Source organism: Pseudoalteromonas phenolica (assembly GCF_044788725.1).
Taxonomy (GTDB): domain Bacteria; phylum Pseudomonadota; class Gammaproteobacteria; order Enterobacterales; family Alteromonadaceae; genus Pseudoalteromonas; species Pseudoalteromonas phenolica_C.
Window position 1 is genome coordinate 972,510 of the sequence record NZ_CP173162.1, and the last position, 22,867, is coordinate 995,376.

Consider the following 22,867-nt stretch of genomic DNA (forward strand, 5'->3'; position numbering starts at 1 on the left):
TGACGTGTGGATATTCTAAACAAAATTGAAGATGTGCTCGGCCATTTAAGTCCTTCTGAGCAAACAGTGGCAAGCTTCATTTTGAGCAACTTAAACTTTTCTGCTACGGCGCCTATCAATCTATTGGCAGAAAAAGCGGGAGTGAGTCATGCGAGTATTACCCGCTTGGCGAAAAGTTTAGGCTGCAAAAACGTCCGAGATCTAAAGTTTAGACTAAGCCAATCTGCGGCAGTCGGTGAGCGTTTCACGTCTCAACAGGTTATTGAGAAAAAGAAAATCTCACACGTGTATACCTCAATTCATGAAATTTTAGCCCTCAATGCGGGTTTAATTGATGAACAAGTTGTAGAAGCTGCTAGCAAAGTGGTTTGTGCTGCAAGACAGTGCCTAATTTTTGGTGTGGGTGGTGGTAGCAGTGTGATGGCGCAAGAAGCGCATAATCGGTTATTCAGACTGGACGTACTCAGCAATGCGTATTCAGATCCAATGATGATGCGCATGGTTGCTTCAACCATAAATAAAGACGATGTGGTGTTATGTTTATCACTGAGTGGTGTGACACCCGATGTATATGATGCGGCGATGATTGCCAAAGAGTATGGCGCGAAGATCATCACGATTTGCCCTGATAGCGAGCTTGCCCAAATTGCGCATTTTCATTTACCGATAAAGACACAAGAAAGCGATTATATATTTAAACCAAGCGCAGCCCGTTATGTGATGTTAGCGGCCATAGATATGTTATCGAGCGAAGTGGCGGTATTAAATCAAAAGCGCTCAAAAGAAAAGTTACGCCGATTAAAAACTCAATTAGATAAACACCGAGACAACAATAGCGATGCTATGCCTGTTGATAAACGTTTTCCGCTCGGAGATTAGGGCTTAGCTTATGAGTGCTCAGTTAGTTGATTTAATTATTGAAAACGCAGCGGTATACGATGGCGAGCAGATGACTGCACAGCGTGTATCAGTCGCAATTAAAGGCGATACAATCTTACATGTGGGTGAATGTCATAAGTACCAAGCAAAAGATTACATTGATGCTCAAGGGTTGGTGTTAGCCCCCGGCTTTATCGACGTACATACTCATGATGATCTTGAAGTGTTAAGAAATCCGCATATGCGCTGCAAGGTCAGTCAAGGCGTAACCACTGTGATCACAGGTAATTGTGGAATAAGCATGGTGCCCACGCCGATTAATGCCCAGCCTGTCGATCCTATCAATTTGTTAGGAAGTAAAACGGATTTTATTTACCCTGAACTGAATGATTATATTGCCGCGTTTCAAGCTGCTTCACCGAGCGTCAATTTAGCCACACTAATTGGCCATACTAGTTTGCGCTCGGCGGTGATGCGCGACTTATCTAAAGCTGCTACAACAGATGAAATAGTCGTTATGCAAGGCTTGCTAAATAAAGCGATGCAACAAGGTGCACTTGGGTTAAGTAGCGGGTTAGCCTATTTTAATGCTAAAGCGGCGAGTCGTGATGAAGTCACTGCGCTTGCTAAAGCCGTTACACCTTATGAGGGGGTTTACACCACTCATTTGCGCACTGAGTTTGATGAGATTTTAGCGGCAATCGACGAAGCTTTTGATACAGCCAAAAGTGCTCAAGTTCCTTTGATCATTTCACATTTAAAGTGTGCGGGTAAAGCAAATTGGGGCCGCGCAGGGGAAGTGATCAAACACATTGAAAAGCAAAGAGCAGCACAAGATATCGGCTGTGATTGCTATCCATATGCGGCCAGTTCCAGTACGCTAGATTTAAATCAAGTAACAGCTGATACAGACATTTTTATTACTTGGTCAAAATCACATCCTGAAATGGCTGCTAGAAACTTAGCTGAGATTGCGCATATATGGCAATTATCTCTACTGGACGCAGCGAAAAAGCTACAGCCAGCTGGGGCTGTTTATCACTGTATGTCTGAGCAAGATGTCAGTGCATTTTTAAGTTATGAGCAGTCTATGGTTGGCTCTGACGGCCTACCATGCGATCCACATCCGCACCCCAGACTTTGGGGGGCCTTTCCAAGGGTGTTGGGACATTATAGTCGCGATGAAAATGTGCTCTCTTTGGGTTTAGCGATCCATAAAATGACAGCGCTGCCATCGAGGCGTTTTAATTTATTAAAACGAGGCAAGATTGCAAAAGGATATTTTGCCGATCTGGTGCTTTTTGACCCGCAAAAAATCATAGATACCGCCAGCTTTAATAACCCAAAATCACAGGCCCTTGGTATTGAAAAAGTATGGGTGAATGGGGTGCTGAGTTTTGTCGCACAAGCTAATGAAGAAACAATTATTAAATATGGTCGAGCAGGGCGCTTCCTTGCTCGAGAAGCAAAACAATAGGAGTAGTTATGACGATTAAAAGAATTGGCGCCGAGGGCGGAAAAGGCACAGGCGGGCAGCATTTACCTTTCTCTCGTGCAGTAGAAGCGGGTGGTTGGTTGAAAGTATCTGGGCAAACTCCCATGCGCGATGGTGAAGTTGTAGAAGGTGGGATTGTTGAGCAATCAAAGCTGGCAATCGACAACTGCATTGCGATTATGGAAGAAGCAGGATATGGCCTAGAGCATGTCACGCATGTGTCAGTGGTATTAACCGATGCGCGTTATTTTCAGTCGTTCAATAAGGTATTCGCTGAGTATTTTGGTGAGCACCCGCCAGCACGTATATGTATGGTTGCTGACTTGGTTGTTGACTGTAAGGTTGAAGTGGATGTGACCTGCTACAAGGGTAACTAATACCAATCTTTAGCATAGAGCACAGAGTTAAAAAGATTGGAATAAAGCAATTTTGCTAAGAAAAGGAGAAACAAATGGCCGTCAATCAGATGTATTTTCTACTCGCATTTCTTGGTTATTTAAGTGTCATGATCATTATCAGTTGGTGTGTATCACGTTGGCAAAAATCGGGTAATGATTATTTATTGGCTGGGCGAAAAGTTCCTCTTTTTCTTACTTTAGGTACCACGGTTGCGACCATGGTTGGCACGGGCAGCTCGATGGGAGCAGTAGGGTTTGCCTATGAAAATGCATGGGCAGGCGCTTTATATGGGTTAGGTGGTGCGTTAGGTATTTTATTACTTGCTTGGCTATTTGCCCCCGCCAGAGAGCAAGCCTTTTCAACCATGAGCGAAGAATTAGCCAGTTACATTGGTCATCACCAAGGAGTTAAGAAGTTACTGGCGTTTTTAATTTATGCTGCGAGTATCGGTTGGCTCGGTGCTCACCTTATTGGTGGCGGCATGTATTTAGCGTGGTTGACAGGCATTGATGAGGTTACGGCGAAATTGTTGATTGGTTTTGGGTTGGCATTTTATGTGACTTTGGGCGGTTATTCAGCCGTGATATGGACCGACTCTATTCAGGCTGTGATCTTGTTCGTCGGTTTTTTATTAATGGCATACTTCTCGATAGATTTAATTGGTGGCTGGGAGAACCTCAGTAATAATCATACGGCCAACGATAACGGGCTTTTCTCATATCAAAAAATAGGTTTATTACCCGCCATTTCAATGTCGCTGGTGGTATTAGTTGGGGTGTTGGCCACACCGTCATTTCGACAACGCATCTATGCTGCTGAAGATGTAACCAGTATTCGTCGCTCATTTACGCTCTCGGGACTATTGTATTTGGGGTTTTCAATGGTGCCTGCCATTGTTGGGATCTGTGCTTATATTATCAACGACAGCCTAGATAACCCCGCTTTTGCTTTTCCGTATGTCGCTATGAATGCGTTACCCGCTTTACTGGGTGGAGTGATTTTGCTGGCCGGTATTTCTGCGACCTTATCTAGTGCCAGCTCAGATGCCATTGCAGGTGTGAGCGTATTAGTAAGTGATATTTATCAATGGATTTTTAAGCACCCAATTGCCCCAGAGCAACAATTAAAAGTGTCGCGTCTTGGGATGTTGTTGACAGTGTTTATTGCACTGATGATGGCGCTGTTGTCGAACGATATTATTTCTTACATAACGAAAATGATCTCATTGGTGCTAGCGGGTTTATGCGTGATGGGTTTACTCGGGCGTTTTTGGCAATCATATACTTGGCAAGGCGCTATCGCTACTTTACTAGGGGCTATTTGCGCCACACTGCTTATGACTCTAAATGCCCAATGGTTGGCCTATTTTGGCAATGCCATTATTCCTGCTTTATGCACGGCATTTGTGTTTGGCGTGGTTGTGAGTTTATTAACACAAAGCGCCAACTTATCTGAAGCTTCTGCAGTTGAGCGAAAGGTAACGTCATGAATCAAAATATAAAATCTATCGTATTCTTTGGCGAATGCATGGTTGAACACCGTCAGCAAAGCAGTCATTTTGGTGGTGATACTTTCAATACTGCCTGGTATTTACAGCATCTACTGCAACAAAATGCCGACAATCCTTATGCTATTTATTATGCCACCGCAATTGGAGGCAGCGAGGCGTGTCTTGGTTTTACTGAGTTGATGCAGCACGCTGATATAAAGCAAACTTTTGTCGTTAAACATCCTAACAAAGTGTTAGGACAATATTGGGTCGAAAACAATGAAAGTGGTGAACGTACTTTCAGATTTGATAGAAACCACAGTGCAGCGCGAGATTACTTCGCATTAACCGATACCTTAATTTCAGCACTTTTGAGTAAAACCATTGATGCTATTTATTTATCGGGAATAAGCCTCGCTATTCTTTCAACAGAGCATCGCACGTTATTAATTAATGCTTTGCATCGTTTTAAATCCTTGGGCGGCACAATTTGGTTTGATAATAATTATCGGCCAGTGTTATGGCAGCAAACATGCCCACAGTCATGGTATTTAGCCATGATGTCTTTATGCGATATCGCATTTTTAACTGATGAAGATGAATACGCCATATTTGGCACACAACAAGCGACAGATATTTTGACATTTCATCGTCAAAAGCAGTCTCATCCACAAATTTTGGTCATCCGCCAAGGTGCTAGCCCGTGTGTTATTTCTGAATCTCAACAGCAGATTGAATATGTTGCTGCAGCCAATGTAGCAACTAACAAAATTGTGGATACATGCGCTGCGGGCGATGCATTTTCAGCGGGTTTTTTAGCGCAATATCTTCATGGGGCTAGTGTTAAACAAGCTGCTAACTTTGCGCATACACTCGCGTCTGTGGTTATTTGCCATCATGGTGCTTTAATCGCACCCGATTTATTACCGTCACTTCACACTCCGGAGGTTACTAGTGTGTTTAATTAAACTCTTTAGAGTTGCTGCTTTAATCAGCTTAATGGCATTTAATTTTGGCTGTTCACAGCCGGTCTTTGCTGCAAAAAATAGTGAGGCTGTGGCACTTATGCCAATGCCACAGCAAGTGAAAATGGCACAGGGGAGTTATCAATTAAATGAGCAAATTAATATTGAGCTAAAAGGGTTTAGTGAAGCTCGAGCGAATTTTCATCGCAACAGATTACAAACGCACTTCAGCCGAATTTCACAAAAGCGCATAGCCTTACAGGATGTTTCTGACATAGCAGTTAATAAAAATGTCTCAGCAAATATTCGGGTGATTGTTGCGCAAGCTGAAACATCGCCTACTCACGTGCAATTCGCAGTGGATGAAAGTTACCAGTTAACGGTTAACGATGAGGGGATCACAGTAACAGCAAATACGGTGTTTGGTGCTCAACATGGTCTGACTACATTAACGCAATTGGCCTATGCCAATTCGCAACAGCCATTGTCGGTGCCTTATACTGAGATTCAAGATTCGCCGCGTTTTAAATGGCGTGGTTTACTTATCGACAGTGTGCGTCATTTTATTTCTCTTGAAACCATTAAGCGCCAACTTGATGGGATGGCAGCTGCAAAACTCAATGTTTTTCACTGGCATTTAACCGATGATCAAGGTTGGAGAATTGAGAGCAAGCTCTATCCCAAGTTAACTGAAAAAGCCTCTGATGGATTGTTTTACACTCAAGCAGAGGTTAAAGACGTCATTGCTTATGCCAATTTACTGGGGATCCGTGTGGTACCAGAGTTTGGTATGCCGGGTCATGCAAGCGCCATTTCGGTTGCTTATCCTGAGTTTATGGCGCAGCAAAAGCAATATGAAATGGAGCGTCATTGGGGAGTATTTAAGCCTCTGCTTGATATCAGCTCTCCCAAAGCATATGAATTTGCTGAAAACTTGATATCAGAGATGACCGCGATTTTCCCTGACAAATATTTTCACATTGGCGGTGATGAAGTAGAGCCAGAACATTGGCTAGAAAATGAAAACATTCAAAATTTAATGGTACAGCAGGGGCTAAAAGACGGCCACGATTTACAAAACTACTTCAACCAAAAAATTCAGCCTATCATTGCAAAACATGACCGTATTATGGTCGGTTGGGATGAGATTTTTCATCCGCAATTACCTGATAACATTTTAGTGCAGTCTTGGCGTGGGCATGACTCTTTAAACCAAGTCGCCAATGCAGGATACAAAGGCGTGCTATCGACGGGGTTTTATATCGATCAGCCGCAATACTCAGACTACCATTATCGAAACGACCCATTAAGCGCTTTACCTGAGGTTGATTTATCTCAGCAAATTAAAGTGAGTCGCGCATTCACAATCGACCGGTTAAAGGGCAGTGATATTAAGGGCGAACTAATTGTTCTTGATGAGCAAGTACTTATTAAATTGAACAACAACCATCATCAATTGGCCAAAGTGCAATTAGCCACAAGCTCGAGGTTAGTTGCGTCTATGGACTCTTGGATGGGGCCACTCACTTTTGAATTTAACTTAATCTCAAAAACGGACGATGATCACAGTGCGGTCATGATAGGTAATAGTCGTTATCCTGTCGTGCTTTCTTCGCTTTATGAGCCAAGCAAGATTACTTTGTCTGAGCCGCTATCTGCTGCGAGTGAGAAGAATATACTGGGTGCAGAAGCAACAATTTGGAGTGAAATGGTAACGGGTGACAATTTGGATTTGCGGATCTGGCCGCGTCTTTTTGTCATCAGTGAGCGTTTATGGTCTGCTAAAACACTGAATGACAGTGACTTTATGTATCAAAGATTAAGCACGGTTGACCGCTATGCAAGGCAAGTTATAGGCCTAAAACATAAGCAGCAAAAGCTTAAGGGCTTTCACTCTATGTTAAAGCAAGACGTCAGTGATGAACTGAAAAAGCAAAGCTTTTCATATTTACTGACCTTAAGTGAAATGCTTGAACCTAGCCATTATTACACGCGTCATCATATTAAATTTTTAAAAGATGAGTATCACCAGCTCGCAGCGCTAGATAGCTTTGTGGACTACTTGCCTGTTGAAAGTCGCCACGTTCGTGTGCTTAACAACCAAGTTAACGCTTATCTCGAGGGTGATAACAGTGCACTGGTTGCAATTGAACAGCAACTTAAAGACTGGCAAATGGCGCTTAATAAACAATATGTGTTCTTTTTAACTGAGCAAAGTGTCAGCCTTTTGCAGCCGACAATAAATAAACTAAAGCAGTTTACTGAATTAGGGTTGTCGGTTATTTCGCAGTGTAAAAAGCAAACTAAGCAGCCAAAATTAGCGGCACGTTTACTGGCTTTACAATCACTTGAGGATGAGTTGGTTATTGCCGGCATTTATCCTATCCGTCAACTAAGCATGTACTGCGCAGAAAATAAGAGATAATTATGAAAAAGAAAATGAGTATTTCACTAAGCATTTTAGTCAGTGCACTCGCGAGTACTTTTATTTGTACTTCGGCTATGGCTAACACGCCGTTTGTTGCCCAAGATTGGGTGGCTGATAAAACTTTTACAGTCGGCGTCGAAGGCCCAGCCGTTGACAAAAACGGTGTGCTATATGCAGTTAACTTTGCTAAGCAAGGGACGATAGGAAAAGTAACTGGGAAAAACCAAGTTAGTACGCTGCTAACGCTTAGCAATGACTCTGTGGGTAATGGTATTCGCTTTGATAAACAGGGCAATATGTATATTGCTGATTATGTTAATCACAATGTGCTTAGAGTGTCTCATAAAGCGTTAAAACAAAACGTTGATGTATCAGATAAGGTCGAAGTGTTTGCACATAATGCCAAGATGAATCAACCGAATGATTTAGCGATTATGGACAACGGTATCTTGTTTGCGAGCGACCCTAATTGGCAAAATAATAGCGGCAATTTGTGGCGAATTGATGCGCAGGGTAACAGTACTTTGCTGGAATCTAACATGGGGACCACCAATGGCGTTGAAGTCAGCCCTGATAATAAAACGCTTTATGTAAATGAAAGTGTGCAACGTAAAGTTTGGCAGTATGATCTTGATAATGATGGCAATATTTCGAATAAACGTTTATTGATTGAATTTTCAGATTTCGGGCTAGATGGTATGCGCAGCGATAAAGCCGGAAATTTATATATTGCGCGCTACGGTGCAGGTGTCATTGCTGTTGTATCGCCACAAGGCAAGTTACTAAGGAAAGTACCATTGCAAGGTCAACATCCGACTAACGTGGCATTTGGTGGCAAAGACGGTAAAACCTTATTTGTGACCATGCAGCAACGCGGCGCCATCGAAACATTCACAACACAAGTGTCGGGACGAAGTTTTTATATCCACCCTTAATAAAACTCAATCTTTTGAGGGATTAAAACTGAGGTTAACTGCGTTGAAAATTTGATATTTATAGCAACAGAATAGAAAAATATTCGCTAGGCTAGCAACGCGTTTCTTTGCCTCAAAATAGTCCGGCTAATTAAGAGGATTGGTATTAGAAAGCATGTCGTTGAAATATCCATAAAAAATGCGCTTTACAGCGCATTTTTCAGTTCGTTTGGTCTTAGCTAATTTTATAATCGAGCTGAACAGTGGATTTAGCTTCGACTGGCTCTCCATTTTCAAATTTAGGTGCATATCGCCATTGCTCCATGGCTTTAATTGAAGCTTTTTCGAACCCTGAGTCTGAAGACTCTAAAACCTCAATATCTTTAACAAACCCAGATTTGCTCACCGTAAATTGAAGCCTTACCCAGCCGCTTTTCATTCGTCTTGCCATGCTTGTTGGATAAATGGGGTGAACTCTGTAAAGCGGCTCTTGCTGTTGAGTGTCTTGCCAAGGCACCATTTTGGCAATGGCCAAGCAGTGTTTGGTGGCTTTATCGCTTTGGCGAGTTTTTTCGTAGAGATTCACAAGCCTAGAGTGGGCTGTCAGTTCGAAAGGATGGTCAAACTCTAAGTTTTCGTCAAAAATTTCTACGATATGTTCCAGACGAGAAATTGCCGCTTTTTTACGATTTTTGGCTTCGTCTAACGCTGCTACCCAAATATCAGTTGATAAACGTTGTATAGCCGTCTCAGGAAGATGCGCTTTATTGATTTCATCTGTTCTGCGGATCAGTGTGCGGGCCGTAGATGCTGTCTTTCTACTTGTAGCAGCAAGTTTGATGGCTTCTAGATAAGCGACAGAGGCTAGTTCGTAATCTTTTTGTGCTTCGGCTTTGTGACCGATTTCTTTTAAGCTATTTAAAGCTGCTCTTTTCTCATCTTTAAAAGTGAGTTTTGCAATTGGCAATGTAACATCAAAACTGGCTTGTAAGTTGTCTTTGTGATGATTTTCAACAATTTTTAAGGTGTTTTCTAAAACACGCAATTTCTCAGTATTTTTATTATCTAATGCATCCGCATAATTAATAGCAAGGTTAACGGTATTGATGTGATGCGAACCATATAGTTGCTGACCAAGATCATATGCCTGCTTAGCAGTTGCAACTATTTGAGCTTTATTATCTGATTTCACAGCAGTCTGATATGCACTGTAATGCTGTTTAAATTGCGCATTAAGATCCTCGCTCGACGCGTTAGAAGGAGCAGAGCTGAGTGCTGACAATAAAGAGAATGCGATTAGGGTCCGAGTCATTGATAAGTTCTTCCTAGAGTAATTTGAAATTAATGTACCCAAAATTACTATTTATTGCTAGCTATTAAAAGTTTCAAAGCCAATGGTTGCTGCCAATATAAATATAATTGTTCCTGCAAGTTTATCAGGCCAAGATTTTGAGTGAGTGTTGGCATTTAGTTGATTTCTAGTAAATCAAGATAATCTCTAGTAACCTTGATGCGCGGCTGCACAGCGCTATTTAGTTAGCGATTTTATTTAATAATTATTAATTATAGAGATAACTATGTATATAGATGATGTGCTTCCCTGCGATTATGCTGAATTGCTAAGCGTTTGGGAAAACTCAGTCCGAGCAACGCACAGTTTTATAAGTGAAGAAGATATTGCGTTCTTTAAGCCAATTATTGTGGAACAGGCCTTTCCTAATGTCATTTTACATTGCATGAAAAATAATGTGGGCGCAATTGTTGGCTTTATTGGTATTCATTCAGAGAAAATAGAAATGTTATTTATTTTGAATGAATATAGAGGACAGGGAATTGGCAAAGCGTTATTAAAGAACGCATTGAATTGTCATTCCATCAATAAGGTCGATGTGAACGAACAAAACCCTCAAGCTGTAGGCTTTTACGAAGCGATGGGGTTTAAAATTGTTTCTCGTTCGCCTTTAGATGATATGGGGAAACCATTTCCAATTCTCCATATGTCGCTATGATAAAGATTCACATTAGTTAAATGTGCTGGGAGCCCGATGAAAGTTAGCAAATCAAGACAGAATTAACGCCCATAGCCAATTTAACCTAAAATCAGGTTAAAACGTTGAAATCTAGAAGACATTTTTCTCTCATACTGCGTCAAAAGAACTTTCAATAGCGCACTATTGATGCATTCCTTTTCCTTGTCTGAAAGAAAAATTCCTAACTAGATTTATTTATAGTTTTACTAAGAAACGGGTTTGAAACAATCTAACGTTTTAACCCCATTTTAGGTTGTTGGGCGTTTGCTACTTGGCCACTTTCGATTAGTACTGTAACTGGCCGCCACTATTTATAAAGTTAGCATATTCATTCCAGACATCTTCGACACCACGTCCCAAGATCTGTCTAAATGACGCATCGAACGACCAAGTGTAATTCCCCATGTCTTTTGCCGACTTATTAAATTTGTAGATAAAGTCATTGTCTAAATGGGTTTTAACATAGTGTAAGAAGAAACCAGTTCCTTCATAGCCAGTTAACCACTTTCTAGGATCTAAGGTGCTTGGCGTGCGTGTTTTGTGAAAGCCTGCGCCAATACGTACGGCATCAGCTAACCCTTCGGTAAACGCCCAGTAAGCTTGACCATCGCCGTAGTTGTCATGTGTGAGCGGTGAATTGTTGTACCCATGAGTGACTTCGTGGAATAAGATACCGTCGATTTCGTCTGAAATTGCAGAGTCTGAATTTCCGCCTTCACGGTATAAACGTTCAAGGTGTGCGGTACTGACCACTATGGTCATTTCGCCTGAACCATCTTGCCCCATTTTATATGCGACAAAGTCTTTGCCCCAATGATCCTTTGCTCGTAACTCAAAACGTAGCTTTCTGAAACGTTCAGACTCAATTGGGTCTTTATATAGAATTTTAGCGACATCAACGCAGCGTTGTGCCATATGACCAGCAGGATCGGCAATGATACGTTTAAACAATTGTGAGCCGGTTGTTTCTGGGTTGACATCTACAAAGTCCACCACAGGTTTTTTCCATAAACCATCGTTAGGATCTGTGACACCTTGTTCAGTGATGTTGATATTGACGTTTGTTTGCGAGTAGCCGTAAACCGACACATAAAGGTTTTGGCCAGATCCCTCACAGTTTTCAGTTGCTGTTGGAGTAATACTTTGGCAAGTGTAGCTTTGAGTGGTCGCAGGTGCACCTAAGTTGATATATAAATCAGCATCACCGCTGCCAGACGTTGAGGCGTTTACTTTGCCTGCGACGTTGAAAGGACCAAAATGCTGCCATTGACCTTGGCCTAGGTTCAAAGACTGGTTGATTGGCAGTGTTGTTCCATTATTGTTATCAGCGCTTCTACCAAATAGTTCAACTTCGGCCAGTTGCACTAGGCTTGCGCCATTATTGGCAGAGATATTTAAGCGAATATGTTTATAGGCTTGGTTGCTGGATACAGAATATTGCTTGCTTTGGTATCTGCTTGAAAAGCTTTGGCTAACTTGGTTATCAATTGTTTGCCAATTAATACCATCGTTTGAACCTTGTAGCTGCCAATTTTGCGGATCACGACTTGGCGCATCGTTTGCTGAAGTCAACGTGTAGCCAGTGATGACTTTCGCCTCATTGAGTTCATAGCTAAGCCATGCAGTAGGAGAAAACGCCAACCATTTACTGTATTGGTCGTTATCAAATGCTTTGTCCGCAGTTTCGTATGGTGTGTTTTGTTCAGACGCGTTAATAATCCCATTTGGTACAGTGAGATCGGCATTTAACGTGGTAGATGCCAGTGCGTTGAAACTTAGGCCTGCGAAAGCAACTGCTAGCGCGATAGGTGTTTTAAGATGTTTATTAGATGTCATAACTTGTTCCCATTGATTTTTGTAACGTTCCAATTTTAATGTTTTAAAAAAGAAAAATGAGTTGCTTAGTGGTAAATTATATTTTGGAACGTTCCTAAATAATCGTGGGTAATGTGTGGTTGGTCAATATTTTATTTACAAAAAATTTACCTTGATGTCTGTTTGTGAGCAATATACATCTGAATTCAATCATAAAAATTAGATGTATACGTTTTAGGTATAAGATATGACAGTAAGTGATATGAAGAGCAATAAAAAGCGCTTTATTTTTTACTTTTGTTTATATAAATCAGAACGTTGTGATTTTAAATTGTTGGCTGGAACGAGGGGGTAGGTGATACCAATCAGCATCACCTATTTAGACAGAGATTAAGAAGCGCGTTCGATTAGCTCCACTGGCACTTGAGTTAATCCTTCTTGCGTGTCGTTTTTTAAGATATGACACACGGCTTTAGCGATATCGTTGGCATCAATTTTTACTGTGCTCAGAGGTACACTCATTAATTTTGAGTCGTCCAAATCATCGAACCCGATCACGCCGATATCAGCACCAGGCTTTAAGTTTTGCTCGGCTAGATATTCAATTACGCCATAAGCCACAATGTCGTTAAAGCAGACCACAGATTCAACTTGCGGCACTTGAGCCAAGCATTCAGACATGGCAAGTCTACCACCGTGACGGTTTGTGGTGCTATTAAACACCCAAGTTTGTATGTCGTTTTGCTCTTTGGCGGCTTTGTTAAAACCAGCTAAACGTTGGTGGTAATCCGATATTGCTGCGTCACCACCAATAAATGCAATGTTCTTATGGCCGCGAGCCATTAACGCTTTCGTCGCGTTATAAGCACCCATTTCGTTGTTTGGTAATACACAAGGCACTTGGCTGCCATCTACTTGACGCATGATGCTGACCACTTGCGTATGCGGCTTTTGTAGTTGATTAAGCCAGCTCGCTTGGGTATTTGGCGTTGGACAGATAATAAAGGCTTTTACACGGTATTCTTGTAGTTTGGCCACAATTTGCGTTTGCGTTAGGGCATTTTCGCTGGTGTTAACGAGCGTTGCCATTAAGCCTAATTCGCGAATGTGTTTTTCAAGGGCAACCGCTAAATTTGCAGAATAAGGGTTGGTTAAGTCGTTGATCACAATAGCGACTAGATCTGAAGACTTACTGCGCATCGCCGCGGCTTCACGATTATAAACGTAGCCTGTTTCTTCGATGGCTTTGAGTACTTTTTCTTTTGCACGGTCGCTGGCTTTATCGCTGCCGCGTAAAACAAGTGACACTGTAGACTTTGAAACACCCGCTACACGGGCTACGTCATGTACAGTGACAGACTGCTTGTTAGTATTATTTGTTTTCAAATTTTGGCTATCTATAGAATGTGATTGTGCCTTTAAAAGCGCCAACCAAAGATTAAATTCATCGCAATGGGTTGTATTCTAGCAAATCGATCAGTATATTCAAATCATTCTTGGAACGTTCCATTTTACCTTTAATAGGAAATTAAAGGATAATTGGCTCATTCCAATATCAATAGCTAGGGCGCGTTTATCTTTGAAGTATGAATTTTGTTCAAATCAAAGGCTTTCAATACGCGAAATGAGCTACGCAGCATAATGGGTTATGTAAGTGGCGAATGACAAAGTAGTGGAAGCCTTTGGTTGAACTCTTCGAGCAGCGCGAGTTGAATATTTATTCGGCGTTATCGGCTGACTTGCATAGAATAACTATGCGTCGCAGCCTCTGCCTTGCCTAAATACCCAACTCACTGCTGCAAAAACAAACAGCAAAGGTCAACACGCCCTAAAATTGGTATCTATATTTATTTCGGTTATTTGGCAAAGAGGCAAACAATGAAAACGATAAGCCACGGGTGGCACAGTGCTAAACGCATGACTTACTCACTCGTCACAGGCGGTGTGATGATGTTAGGTGCGACACAAGTTGCAGCAAACACGCAATATGTAGACCCTTTTATTGGTACTGGCGGTGACGGCCATACTTTTCCTGGTGCAGTTGTACCTTTTGGTATGGTGCAGTTGAGCCCAGATACCGACTCAGTATTTAGAGGCATTGACCCACAACCAGAAATTTATAAGCGTTGTGCGGGCTACCATTATGACGACACTACCATTGTAGGTTTCTCGCATACCCACTTTAGCGGCACGGGTCACTCAGATCTTGGCGATTTATTGATGATGCCAATTACGGGTGAAGTGAAGTTAGAGCCGGGCAAAGCTGACAACCCAGATGCGGGTTATCGTTCTCGCTTTAGTCATGACAATGAAACGGCAAAGCCGGGTTATTACCAAGTTTGGCTACAAGACTACAAGGTGAATGCTGAGCTGACTGCGACTACCCGTGTGGGCATGCACAAATACACTTTTAAAGAGCATGATAAAGGCAGCGTGTTAATGGACTTAACGCACAGCATTTATAACTTCAAGAACAAAGTAATTTGGAGTGATGTGCGTGTTATCGACGACCGTACTATTTTAGCTTATCGTGCGACTAATGGCTGGGCGAACAATCGTCAAATGTACTTTGCCATTGAGTTCTCAAAGCCGTTTAGCGATATTGAGCTGATTAACCTAGACAACACTCGTTACCGTTGTAATGGTTGCCTAACCGAAGGCAATGGCAAAAAGCCATCGACCATTGTTAACTACAAAATCCCAGAAGCCGCAGGTAAAGCCATTAAAGTGGTTGCAGACTTTGAAGGCCTAAAAGGCGAGCCACTGATGGTGAAAGTGGGTATTTCAGCGGTTAGCAAATCAAATGCACTTGAAAACTTAAAGACTGAAATTCCGCATTGGAACTTCGATAAAGTGGTAAAGCAAGCAGATGAAACATGGCACAAATCACTCGATAAGTTTGAAGTAGAAGGCTCGCTGTCTGAAAAGCGTCAGTTCTTCACGTCGGTTTATCACGCACTACAAGCACCGAGTGTCTATCAAGACGTAAACGGTCAATATCGTGGTGTTGATGGTGAAATTCACCAAGCGAAAGATCACACGCACTACACGCTATTCTCGCTATGGGATACTTATCGTGCGCTGCATCCATTATTGACTTACATTGAGCCTGACAAAGTATCAGACATGATCTCTTCAATGCTTGATCATTATCAGCAGAGCCATGACAAAATGCTGCCTATCTGGTCGTTCCAAGCCCATGAAACATGGACGATGATCGGTTATCACGCGGTATCCGTGATTGCTGATGCGTATCTAAAAGGCATTCGTGATTTCGACGTTGAGCTCGCTAAAAAAGCCATGATCGATACTGCAAACCACCCACATTACGATGCTATTCCTGAGTACAAACAATATGGTTATGTACCGCTAGACGTGCTACCTGAATCAACGTCTATTACTTTAGAGTATGCATATGATGACTATACGATTGGTCAATTCTTTACGGCGCTTGGTGATAAGAAAACTGCGGCTGAATACTACGAGCGTGCTACATACTACAAAAACGTGTTTGACCCAGAAGTACGCTTTATGCGTGGTCGCATGAAAGATGGTTCATGGAATCCAGATTTTGATCCGCAAGAAGCAAAATACATGGGTGCTTTCACTGAAGGTAACAGCTACCAGTACAGTTTCTATGTGCCACAAGACGTGCACGGTTTAATTAAGCTAAAAGGTGGTGATAAGAAATTTGTTGAGCGTCTAGATGAGCTATTCGAAACTGAGCTGTCGTACGAAAAAATCAAAGAGCATGAAGACATTGCAGGTCTAATTGGTCAATACGCTCACGGTAATGAGCCAAGCCACCATATTGCCTACCTTTATAACTATGCGGGCGAGCCTTGGCGTACTCAGGCACGTATTCGTCAAATCATGGATACGTTGTCTTCAGATAAGCCAGATGGTCTTGCGGGTAATGACGATGTAGGCCAAATGTCGGCGTGGTATATCTTCTCGGCAATGGGTTTCTACCCAGTTTCACCGGGCGATTTAACTTACGCATTAGGTGCACCGCAATTACCGAAAATTTCTTTAGCATTGGCAAATAACAAGCAATTTACTGTGGTTGCGAAAGGCCTGTCTAAGAAGAACAAATATGTAAAAGAAGTACGCTTAAACGGCAAAAAACTTGAGCGCAGCTATATTACTCATGATGACATCATGGGCGGTGGCAAGCTTGAATTCACTATGTCGGCTAAGCCTAACAAGTCATTTGGTCAATCACTGTCGGCACGTCCGCCGTCAATGAGTAACCCAGTGAACAACAACTTCTTAAAATAAGAGACAGAAGCATGAAAAAGACATTCTCTCGTTCATTGCTTCTTGTTACGCCGGTGGTTTCGCTGAGCCTTGCGCTCAGCGGCTGCGGCGATAACCGCAATGAAGATGCACAAGCAAAGCCAACTGAGCAAGCAAACAGCAAAGCCGTTGCTTATGTGCAAGATCCAGCCAGTTTTGTAAATCCATTCATTGGTACCAAAGGTCCATTTAACCATCGTCAAGCGGCTAACGTTGTGCCAGGTGCGGTGCAGCCATTTGGTATGTTCAACTTTGGTCCTGAGCACGCTTACACCGAAGCGTTAATGAAAGAAAGTGAAGGGATCAGCAAGCGCATTAATGAAGACAATGTGCGTATTCCAGTCTCACCCGGCGGCTATAACTGGCAAGCGACACGTTTAAAGGGCTTTTCTTTTACCCGTTTGTCGGGCACTGGGTGTTTAGGTGCGTCAGGCGATGTGCCAGTTTTACCATTTAACCAAGCCATTAAACATTCTCCTGCGACCGATAAAATTAACGCCTATTATGGCGCGAACTTTAGCCACGATGATGAGACTGCCATTCCTGGTTATTACCAAGTAGGTCTAAATTCTGGCATTGATGTACGTTTATCAGCAACCGATCGTACTGGTATTGCCGAATTTACCTTTGACTCGCCAGAGCAAGCCAAGCTGATTTTTAGAACGGCTTATTCTCAGCTGGGCAGTGGTGATGCGTTTACCCAAGTGGATTTAGAAAAAGGTGAGGTGAGTGGTTATGTCACCAGTGGTAACTTTTGCGGTTACTTAGGCGAATATAACCGTCGTGATTATTACACGCTACACTTTGTGGCGAAGATTGATGCGCCGATCACAGGCAGCGGTGCGTATGTTGATGACAAGGTAGCAGCCAATGCGACTTCTAGCCAAGGCGGTATGGGCTATGGTGAAACCGGCGTGCCAAAGTGGGGTAAAGGCTCAGGTTTATGGGTTGATTTAGACGTTAAAGCGAAACAACCTGTGACAATGCGTGTGGGTATTTCTTACGTAAGCCTAGACAATGCCCGTGAGAACCTAGCCAAAGAACAAGGTCAGCAAAGCTTTGTGCAAATAAAAGACAAAGCTTACGCGGGTTGGAATGATGCGCTTAGTCGCGTGAAAGTGAAGTCTGACGATAAAGACTTACTGACGACTTTCTATACGGCATTATTCCACAGTCAATTCCATCCAAATATTTTCAGTGATGTGAACGGTGAGTACCGAGGTTTTGATCAACAAGTTCATACGATCAGCGACAAGCAAACGGCGCAGTATGCGAACTTCTCAGGCTGGGATGTGTATCGTTCACAACTGCAGCTAGTGAGCTTAACGCACCCGCAAGTTGCCAGTGATATCGCGCAGTCGCTATTCAATCAAGCCAATCAATTTAATGGCATTTGGGACAGATGGACGCACAACAATGGCCCAACAGGGGTAATGAGTGGTGACCCTTCAGCGATTGCCATTGCCAACTTTGTGGCATTTGGCGCGGATAAGTTTGATATCGAAGGTGCGTACGAGTCTTTATACAAAGCCTCAACAGTGCCAACCGAGTACGATTTATCAGATGTGGGTTGCCCGGTGTTCTGTCGTGGTCAGAAACCGTCTTTAGATGAGTGGCTAACGCTGAATTACTTATCGGATCAATCTAATTCGTGGGAAGGGGCGAGTGAAACTTTAGAGCAAGTCTCTGCTGATTTTGCCATGTCACAATTTGCAGCGCGCTTAGGTAAAGACGCACATAGTACTGAAATGCTTACGCGTTCAGGTTATTGGAAAAACCTTTATAACCCTAAAGCGACCGCAGAGCTTGGCTATATTCAAGGCCGTAATAAAGATGGTAGCTGGAAAGAAGAGTTTGACCCATTTAGTGGCCACTTATTTGTCGAAGGTAGCCCGGCTCAGTATTTATGGATGTTACCGTTTGATGGCCAAGGGCTAAGCCAACTTCTTGGTGGTGATGAAGTTATGTCTGAGCGTTTAGATTCACATTTCCGTAAACCTGATGGTACTTGGGTGCTATATCGCGATTCAGCGCAATATGCTGATGTATCGAATCAGCCATCAATTGCTACGCCTTGGATGTATTTATACACAGGCGATGCGTATAAAACGCAGCAAACGGTGCGTGAGACCATGAAGCAACTTTGGCATAACTCAGTGTCAGGTATTCCAGGGCAAGACGATCTGGGTCAAATGTCATCTTGGTATGTGTTCTCGGCATTAGGCATGTATCCGTTCTACCCAGGTCGTGCAGACATGGTGTTATCAAGCCCGGCATTTGAACAGGCACAAATTGGTAATTTAACCATTCAAGCACCTGCTGCAAGCGACGAACACATTTACATTAAAGGGCTAAAAATCAATGGTAAAGATACGCTAAATAGCTGGATTGACGAATCATACATTCGTACCCCGCAGCGTCTAGAATTTACCTTAGATACTAAGCCTAACCCTGCGTTTGGTGGTGCACTTGAGCATCGTCCAGCATCTTATTCAGTTGCCGCTCCTTCGGTAGCAACTTCTGAGGCGAATTAATCATGGCAAAGCAAATTAATCAAAAAATGGCGTTTTATGCCATGACCAGTTTGTTTTTTATCTGGGGTTTTATTACCGCGTTAAACGACATTCTGATCCCATTCTTAAAAGCAGAATTTTCACTGAGCTATACCCAAGCTATGTTGGTGCAGTTCTGTTTCTTTGGCGCTTATTTTCTAGTGTCGCCACTGGCCGGTCGTGTGGTGGCAAAGTTTGGTTATCGCAATGGCGTGTTCATTGGCTTATCAACATTAGCTCTGGGCTGCTTGCTGTTTATTCCTGCAGCAAGCGTGAAAGAGTACGCGTTATTTTTAGGCGCACTCTTTGTACTTGCAGGCGGTATAACCTTGCTGCAAGTATCTGCAAACCCTTATGTTAATTGCTTAGGCGAGCCACAGCATGCAGCCAGTCGCTTGAATTTGGCGCAGGCGATTAACTCGCTGGGTCATACCGCAGGGCCACTGTTTGGTACTTTCTTTATTCTTTCAGCAACCAGCAGCAGTGCTGGTGCCGAGCAAGTGCAATTACCTTATTTCTTAATTGCACTGGCAGCCATTACGGTAGCTTGCTCGTTCAAGTTTATCGAGTTGCCTAAGCTGGATTTTGAACAGCAAAAAGATGTGGAAGTAAGCGGTTCAATTTGGCAGCAAAAGCACCTTGTTATGGGCGCACTGGGTATTTTCTTATACGTGGGTGCAGAAGTGTCTATCGGTGGCTTCTTAGTGAACTACTTCGAACGCCCTGAAATTGGCGGTCTGACAACAAAACAAGCGGGCAACATGGTGGCTTACTATTGGGGCGGCGCGATGATAGGTCGTTTTATCGGCTCAATCTTAATGCGTAAATATGCGCCTAGCTTGGTATTAGCCTTAAATGCAGTGATGGCTGTGGTGCTATTGATGGTCACTGTGTTTAGTACCGGCAAGGTTGCAATGTGGAGCGTATTAGCGGTTGGTTTCTTTAACTCAATCATGTTCCCAACGATTTTCAGTTTAGCAATTCGTGGTTTAGGCCAGCTAACAGCCAAGGGCTCGGGTTTATTATGCCAAGCCATCGTTGGCGGTGCGGTTTTCCCACTACTTCAAGCGGTTGTCGCTGATAAGTTCTCTGTACAAGTGAGCTTTTTAGTGCCGGTATTCGCTTATGTCTACATTCTATTTTTTGCTATGAGCCAATATAAAGGCCGATCGCAAGAGGTAAGTGCAGCATGAGTGGGGTGTTATGTTATGGCGAAGCGCTGATCGATTTTTTGCAGTTTCAAAGCCAAAACCAAGATGGCTTAATCATTAACGATTATCGACAATTTCCCGGTGGTGCGCCTGCCAATGCAGCTGTGGCTTTGGCCAAACTCGGTGGGCGGGCGCAATTTGCCGGACAAGTGGGGAGCGACCAGTTTGGTGAGTTTTTAATTCACAGCCTTGCGCATTACGGTGTTGATACTCAGTTTACTTTAAAGCACGAGACTGCACCGACGCCTCTGGCCTTTGTGCATCTAGACGCAAGTGGTGACAGAAGTTTTACCTTTATGCGAAAAGACAGCGCTGACCTTTTGCTCACACCTAAGCAAGTCAGCGAGGCATGGTTTGCAAACAACCGTCTAGTGCATTTATGTAGTAATACATTGACTGAAGCAGGTGCCGCAAAGACCACGCAAACTGTGCTTGAACAAGCAAAAGCGTTGAACTTACAGGTATGTTTTGATGTGAACCTGCGCGCCAACCTTTGGAAAGAGCAACACATTGATATTGCCTTGGTGAACCAAGTTGTGAAACAAGCCGATATCGTCAAGTTTGCCAAAGAAGAGTTTGAACTGTTATCACAAGGTAATCCTGAGCAGTACTTATCTGATTGTTTAGCCGCAAATTGTCAGCTTATTTTGATCACTAATGGCGGTGATGAGATTGAGTATGTGAGCACACAATTCCGCGGTTACGTGACTCCCGCGAAAACGCAGGTGGTTGATACCACAGCCGGTGGTGATGGCTTTATTGGCGCGATTTTATACTTGCTCAGCGAAACCATCCAACTTGAGGCTTTACTGAATAGCGAAGCACAAATTCAAGCTGCTGTGGCTTTTGCCAGTTGCGCAGGCGCAATTGCTGTGTCTACGCAAGGTGCTTTCCCTGCATTGCCAAGCTTCACACAAGTCAGCGACTTATTTAACGAACAATTTAGTGGCACTTACGATGCTGCCTTTTTAGAGTAAAACACACGTGAATTTTTATAACTCAGAATTTTTAACAACACACAGTCAATCGATTGTCGACTTTTATAAAGACCGTTGCGTCGACAACGACCTTGGTGGCTATTTCCAAAACTACTTAGACGATGGCACAACATTCAATAATGGCTTTCGCCAGCTTGTAAGCAGCACACGTATGGTTGTGAACTTTTGTCGAGCGGCAAAGCTGTTAAACAACGATGATTACTTAGCCATTGCAAAGCATGGTTTGGACTATGTGGAGCAACAACATTGGCGTGAAGCGTCAAAAGCATATGCGTGGACTTTGCAAGACAACCAACCGCAAGACATGACACAACAAGCTTATGGCTATGCTTTTGTATTGCTGTGTTACGCCCATTGTTATAAAGCCGGTGTGATTGACTCAGATGCCAAAATAAGTGAAACATTCGAGTTACTTGAATCACGCTTTTGGCAAGCACAAGAGGGGATCTACGCCGATACCATCTACGATGATGGCAGATTGTGTGATTACCGAGGTCAGAACGCCAATATGCATATTTGTGAAGCGTTAATCGCAGCTTATGGTGCGACTCAATCACCTGTATACCTTGAAAAAGCACAGCATTTAGCCAATCGTTTTTGTTTTGAGCTATCTGCGCAAAGCTTAGGGTTAGTCTATGAGCACTTTACGCCAGAGCTAGTACCAGATCTTGAATACAACAAAGACGACCCGAAGAACCTATATCGTCCTTGGGGTTTCCAGCCAGGTCACCAAACAGAGTGGGCAAAATTACTGATGCAACTTAATGCCTTTGAAGCGCGCCCTGAGTTTGTAGAAAAAGCCCAGTACTTATTTGATGTGGCGTATAGCAAGGCATGGGATACCTTCCACGGTGGTTTGGTTTATGGCTTTGATACTGAATATCAAACCTGCGACAGCGACAAATACTTCTGGGTACAAGCTGAAAGCTTTGCAGCTGCAGCTATGCTGTTTGATGAGACTAAACAACCACAGTATCTAGAGCAATACAGCGCACTTTGGGATTATTGTTGGCAGCACTTTGTAGATCATGAGTTCGGCGCTTGGTTCAGGGTTCTGACAGGTGCAAATCAAAAATATAGCAATCAAAAGAGTGAAGCGGGTGCTAAATGTGATTACCACACACTAGGTGCTTGTTTTGATGTGCTGGAGTTTTCTTTTAATTAAAAAAAAGTAAGACTACTTATCTAAATTCTCCTTGAAATAGGGTTTTGCGCTTTTTGCGCTTTTTGCGTCGTGCAGACTCCTACTCGAAGCATCTTTGCTTTTGATTAAAACACTTCGGTGTGGATTAAAGGCTTAGATGCTTTTTTACTTCGGTTTACAACAGTTTGTTGCACTGAAAAATGTCATAAGATAATTTATAAACAGAAACATAATAACCCAAGGATCGTT

At 42.9% G+C, this 22,867-nt stretch carries 16 protein-coding genes; 13 read left to right on the plus strand and 3 right to left on the minus strand.

Annotated features, from left to right (window positions below; translation table 11 throughout):
* Positions 1-6: 6 nt before the first annotated feature.
* The 7 genes from ACH784_RS21760 to ACH784_RS21790 all read left to right on the plus strand — a co-directional run bounded on the left by ACH784_RS21760 (position 7) and on the right by ACH784_RS21790 (position 8,590).
* Positions 7-879: a MurR/RpiR family transcriptional regulator gene (locus ACH784_RS21760; protein WP_404395976.1), complete on the plus strand. Its 873-nt coding sequence runs from the start codon at positions 7-9 to the stop codon at positions 877-879.
* A gap of 10 nt (positions 880-889) precedes the next feature.
* Positions 890-2,356, plus strand: a complete 1,467-nt coding sequence (locus tag ACH784_RS21765) for an amidohydrolase family protein (RefSeq protein WP_404395978.1) — start codon at positions 890-892, stop codon at positions 2,354-2,356.
* Positions 2,357-2,364: 8 nt separating this feature from the next.
* A complete protein-coding gene (locus tag ACH784_RS21770) occupies positions 2,365-2,751 on the plus strand; it encodes a RidA family protein (protein WP_404395980.1) in 387 nt (128 codons plus the stop codon).
* 74 nt (positions 2,752-2,825) lie between these two features.
* Positions 2,826-4,262: a sodium:solute symporter family protein gene (locus ACH784_RS21775; protein WP_404395982.1), complete on the plus strand. Its 1,437-nt coding sequence runs from the start codon at positions 2,826-2,828 to the stop codon at positions 4,260-4,262.
* Positions 4,259-5,230: a sugar kinase gene (locus tag ACH784_RS21780; RefSeq protein WP_404395983.1), complete on the plus strand. Its 972-nt coding sequence runs from the start codon at positions 4,259-4,261 to the stop codon at positions 5,228-5,230. The genes ACH784_RS21775 and ACH784_RS21780 overlap by 4 nt, the downstream gene beginning before the upstream one ends.
* Complete coding sequence (locus ACH784_RS21785) at positions 5,217-7,652, plus strand: beta-N-acetylhexosaminidase (RefSeq protein ID WP_404395984.1); 2,436 nt, start codon at positions 5,217-5,219, stop codon at positions 7,650-7,652. The genes ACH784_RS21780 and ACH784_RS21785 overlap by 14 nt, the downstream gene beginning before the upstream one ends.
* A gap of 77 nt (positions 7,653-7,729) precedes the next feature.
* On the plus strand, positions 7,730-8,590 hold the full coding sequence (locus ACH784_RS21790) for an SMP-30/gluconolactonase/LRE family protein (protein ID WP_404397014.1): 861 nt from the start codon (positions 7,730-7,732) through the stop codon (positions 8,588-8,590).
* A gap of 214 nt (positions 8,591-8,804) precedes the next feature.
* Here ACH784_RS21790 and ACH784_RS21795 read toward each other — a convergent pair whose 3' ends face one another.
* Positions 8,805-9,881, minus strand: coding sequence for an energy transducer TonB (locus ACH784_RS21795; RefSeq protein ID WP_404395986.1), 1,077 nt, complete (start codon positions 9,879-9,881; stop codon positions 8,805-8,807).
* A gap of 265 nt (positions 9,882-10,146) precedes the next feature.
* Here ACH784_RS21795 and ACH784_RS21800 point away from each other — a divergent pair, with 265 nt between their 5' ends.
* A complete protein-coding gene (locus tag ACH784_RS21800; RefSeq protein WP_404395988.1) occupies positions 10,147-10,578 on the plus strand; it encodes a GNAT family N-acetyltransferase in 432 nt (143 codons plus the stop codon).
* 306 nt (positions 10,579-10,884) lie between these two features.
* Here the strand turns inward: ACH784_RS21800 and ACH784_RS21805 are convergent, their stop codons facing one another.
* Positions 10,885-12,435 (minus strand): basic secretory protein-like protein, encoded by a 1,551-nt coding sequence (locus ACH784_RS21805; protein WP_404395990.1) that lies wholly within the window; start codon positions 12,433-12,435, stop codon positions 10,885-10,887.
* A gap of 369 nt (positions 12,436-12,804) precedes the next feature.
* On the minus strand, positions 12,805-13,800 hold the full coding sequence (locus ACH784_RS21810; RefSeq protein WP_404395992.1) for a LacI family DNA-binding transcriptional regulator: 996 nt from the start codon (positions 13,798-13,800) through the stop codon (positions 12,805-12,807).
* A 492-nt stretch (positions 13,801-14,292) separates the two neighbouring features.
* Here ACH784_RS21810 and ACH784_RS21815 point away from each other — a divergent pair, with 492 nt between their 5' ends.
* The 5 genes from ACH784_RS21815 to ACH784_RS21835 are packed head-to-tail and all read left to right on the plus strand — an operon-like array spanning position 14,293 to position 22,639.
* Positions 14,293-16,695, plus strand: a complete 2,403-nt coding sequence (locus tag ACH784_RS21815; RefSeq protein ID WP_404395994.1) for a GH92 family glycosyl hydrolase — start codon at positions 14,293-14,295, stop codon at positions 16,693-16,695.
* Positions 16,696-16,706: 11 nt separating this feature from the next.
* Entirely contained in the window at positions 16,707-19,247 is a 2,541-nt protein-coding gene (locus tag ACH784_RS21820; RefSeq protein WP_404395996.1) for a GH92 family glycosyl hydrolase, read from the plus strand.
* A gap of 2 nt (positions 19,248-19,249) precedes the next feature.
* On the plus strand, positions 19,250-20,458 hold the full coding sequence (locus ACH784_RS21825) for a sugar MFS transporter (RefSeq protein ID WP_404395998.1): 1,209 nt from the start codon (positions 19,250-19,252) through the stop codon (positions 20,456-20,458).
* Positions 20,455-21,453: a carbohydrate kinase gene (locus ACH784_RS21830; RefSeq protein WP_404396000.1), complete on the plus strand. Its 999-nt coding sequence runs from the start codon at positions 20,455-20,457 to the stop codon at positions 21,451-21,453. The genes ACH784_RS21825 and ACH784_RS21830 overlap by 4 nt, the downstream gene beginning before the upstream one ends.
* A gap of 7 nt (positions 21,454-21,460) precedes the next feature.
* Positions 21,461-22,639: an AGE family epimerase/isomerase gene (locus tag ACH784_RS21835; protein ID WP_404396002.1), complete on the plus strand. Its 1,179-nt coding sequence runs from the start codon at positions 21,461-21,463 to the stop codon at positions 22,637-22,639.
* Positions 22,640-22,867: the final 228 nt, after the last annotated feature.

What these genes read in the sequence shown, in the direction of transcription:
- ACH784_RS21765 (WP_404395978.1), top strand. Translation starts at nt 890, where the DNA reads ATGAGTGCTCAGTTAGTTGATTTAATTATTGAAAACGCAGCGGTATAC.
- ACH784_RS21770 (WP_404395980.1), top strand. Translation starts at nt 2,365, where the DNA reads ATGACGATTAAAAGAATTGGCGCCGAGGGCGGAAAAGGCACAGGCGGG.
- ACH784_RS21775 (WP_404395982.1), top strand. Translation starts at nt 2,826, where the DNA reads ATGGCCGTCAATCAGATGTATTTTCTACTCGCATTTCTTGGTTATTTA.
- ACH784_RS21780 (WP_404395983.1), top strand. Translation starts at nt 4,259, where the DNA reads ATGAATCAAAATATAAAATCTATCGTATTCTTTGGCGAATGCATGGTT.
- ACH784_RS21790 (WP_404397014.1), top strand. Translation starts at nt 7,730, where the DNA reads ATGGCTAACACGCCGTTTGTTGCCCAAGATTGGGTGGCTGATAAAACT.
- ACH784_RS21795 (WP_404395986.1), bottom strand. Translation starts at nt 9,881, where the DNA reads ATGACTCGGACCCTAATCGCATTCTCTTTATTGTCAGCACTCAGCTCT.
- ACH784_RS21800 (WP_404395988.1), top strand. Translation starts at nt 10,147, where the DNA reads ATGTATATAGATGATGTGCTTCCCTGCGATTATGCTGAATTGCTAAGC.
- ACH784_RS21805 (WP_404395990.1), bottom strand. Translation starts at nt 12,435, where the DNA reads ATGACATCTAATAAACATCTTAAAACACCTATCGCGCTAGCAGTTGCT.
- ACH784_RS21815 (WP_404395994.1), top strand. Translation starts at nt 14,293, where the DNA reads ATGAAAACGATAAGCCACGGGTGGCACAGTGCTAAACGCATGACTTAC.
- ACH784_RS21820 (WP_404395996.1), top strand. Translation starts at nt 16,707, where the DNA reads ATGAAAAAGACATTCTCTCGTTCATTGCTTCTTGTTACGCCGGTGGTT.
- ACH784_RS21825 (WP_404395998.1), top strand. Translation starts at nt 19,250, where the DNA reads ATGGCAAAGCAAATTAATCAAAAAATGGCGTTTTATGCCATGACCAGT.
- ACH784_RS21830 (WP_404396000.1), top strand. Translation starts at nt 20,455, where the DNA reads ATGAGTGGGGTGTTATGTTATGGCGAAGCGCTGATCGATTTTTTGCAG.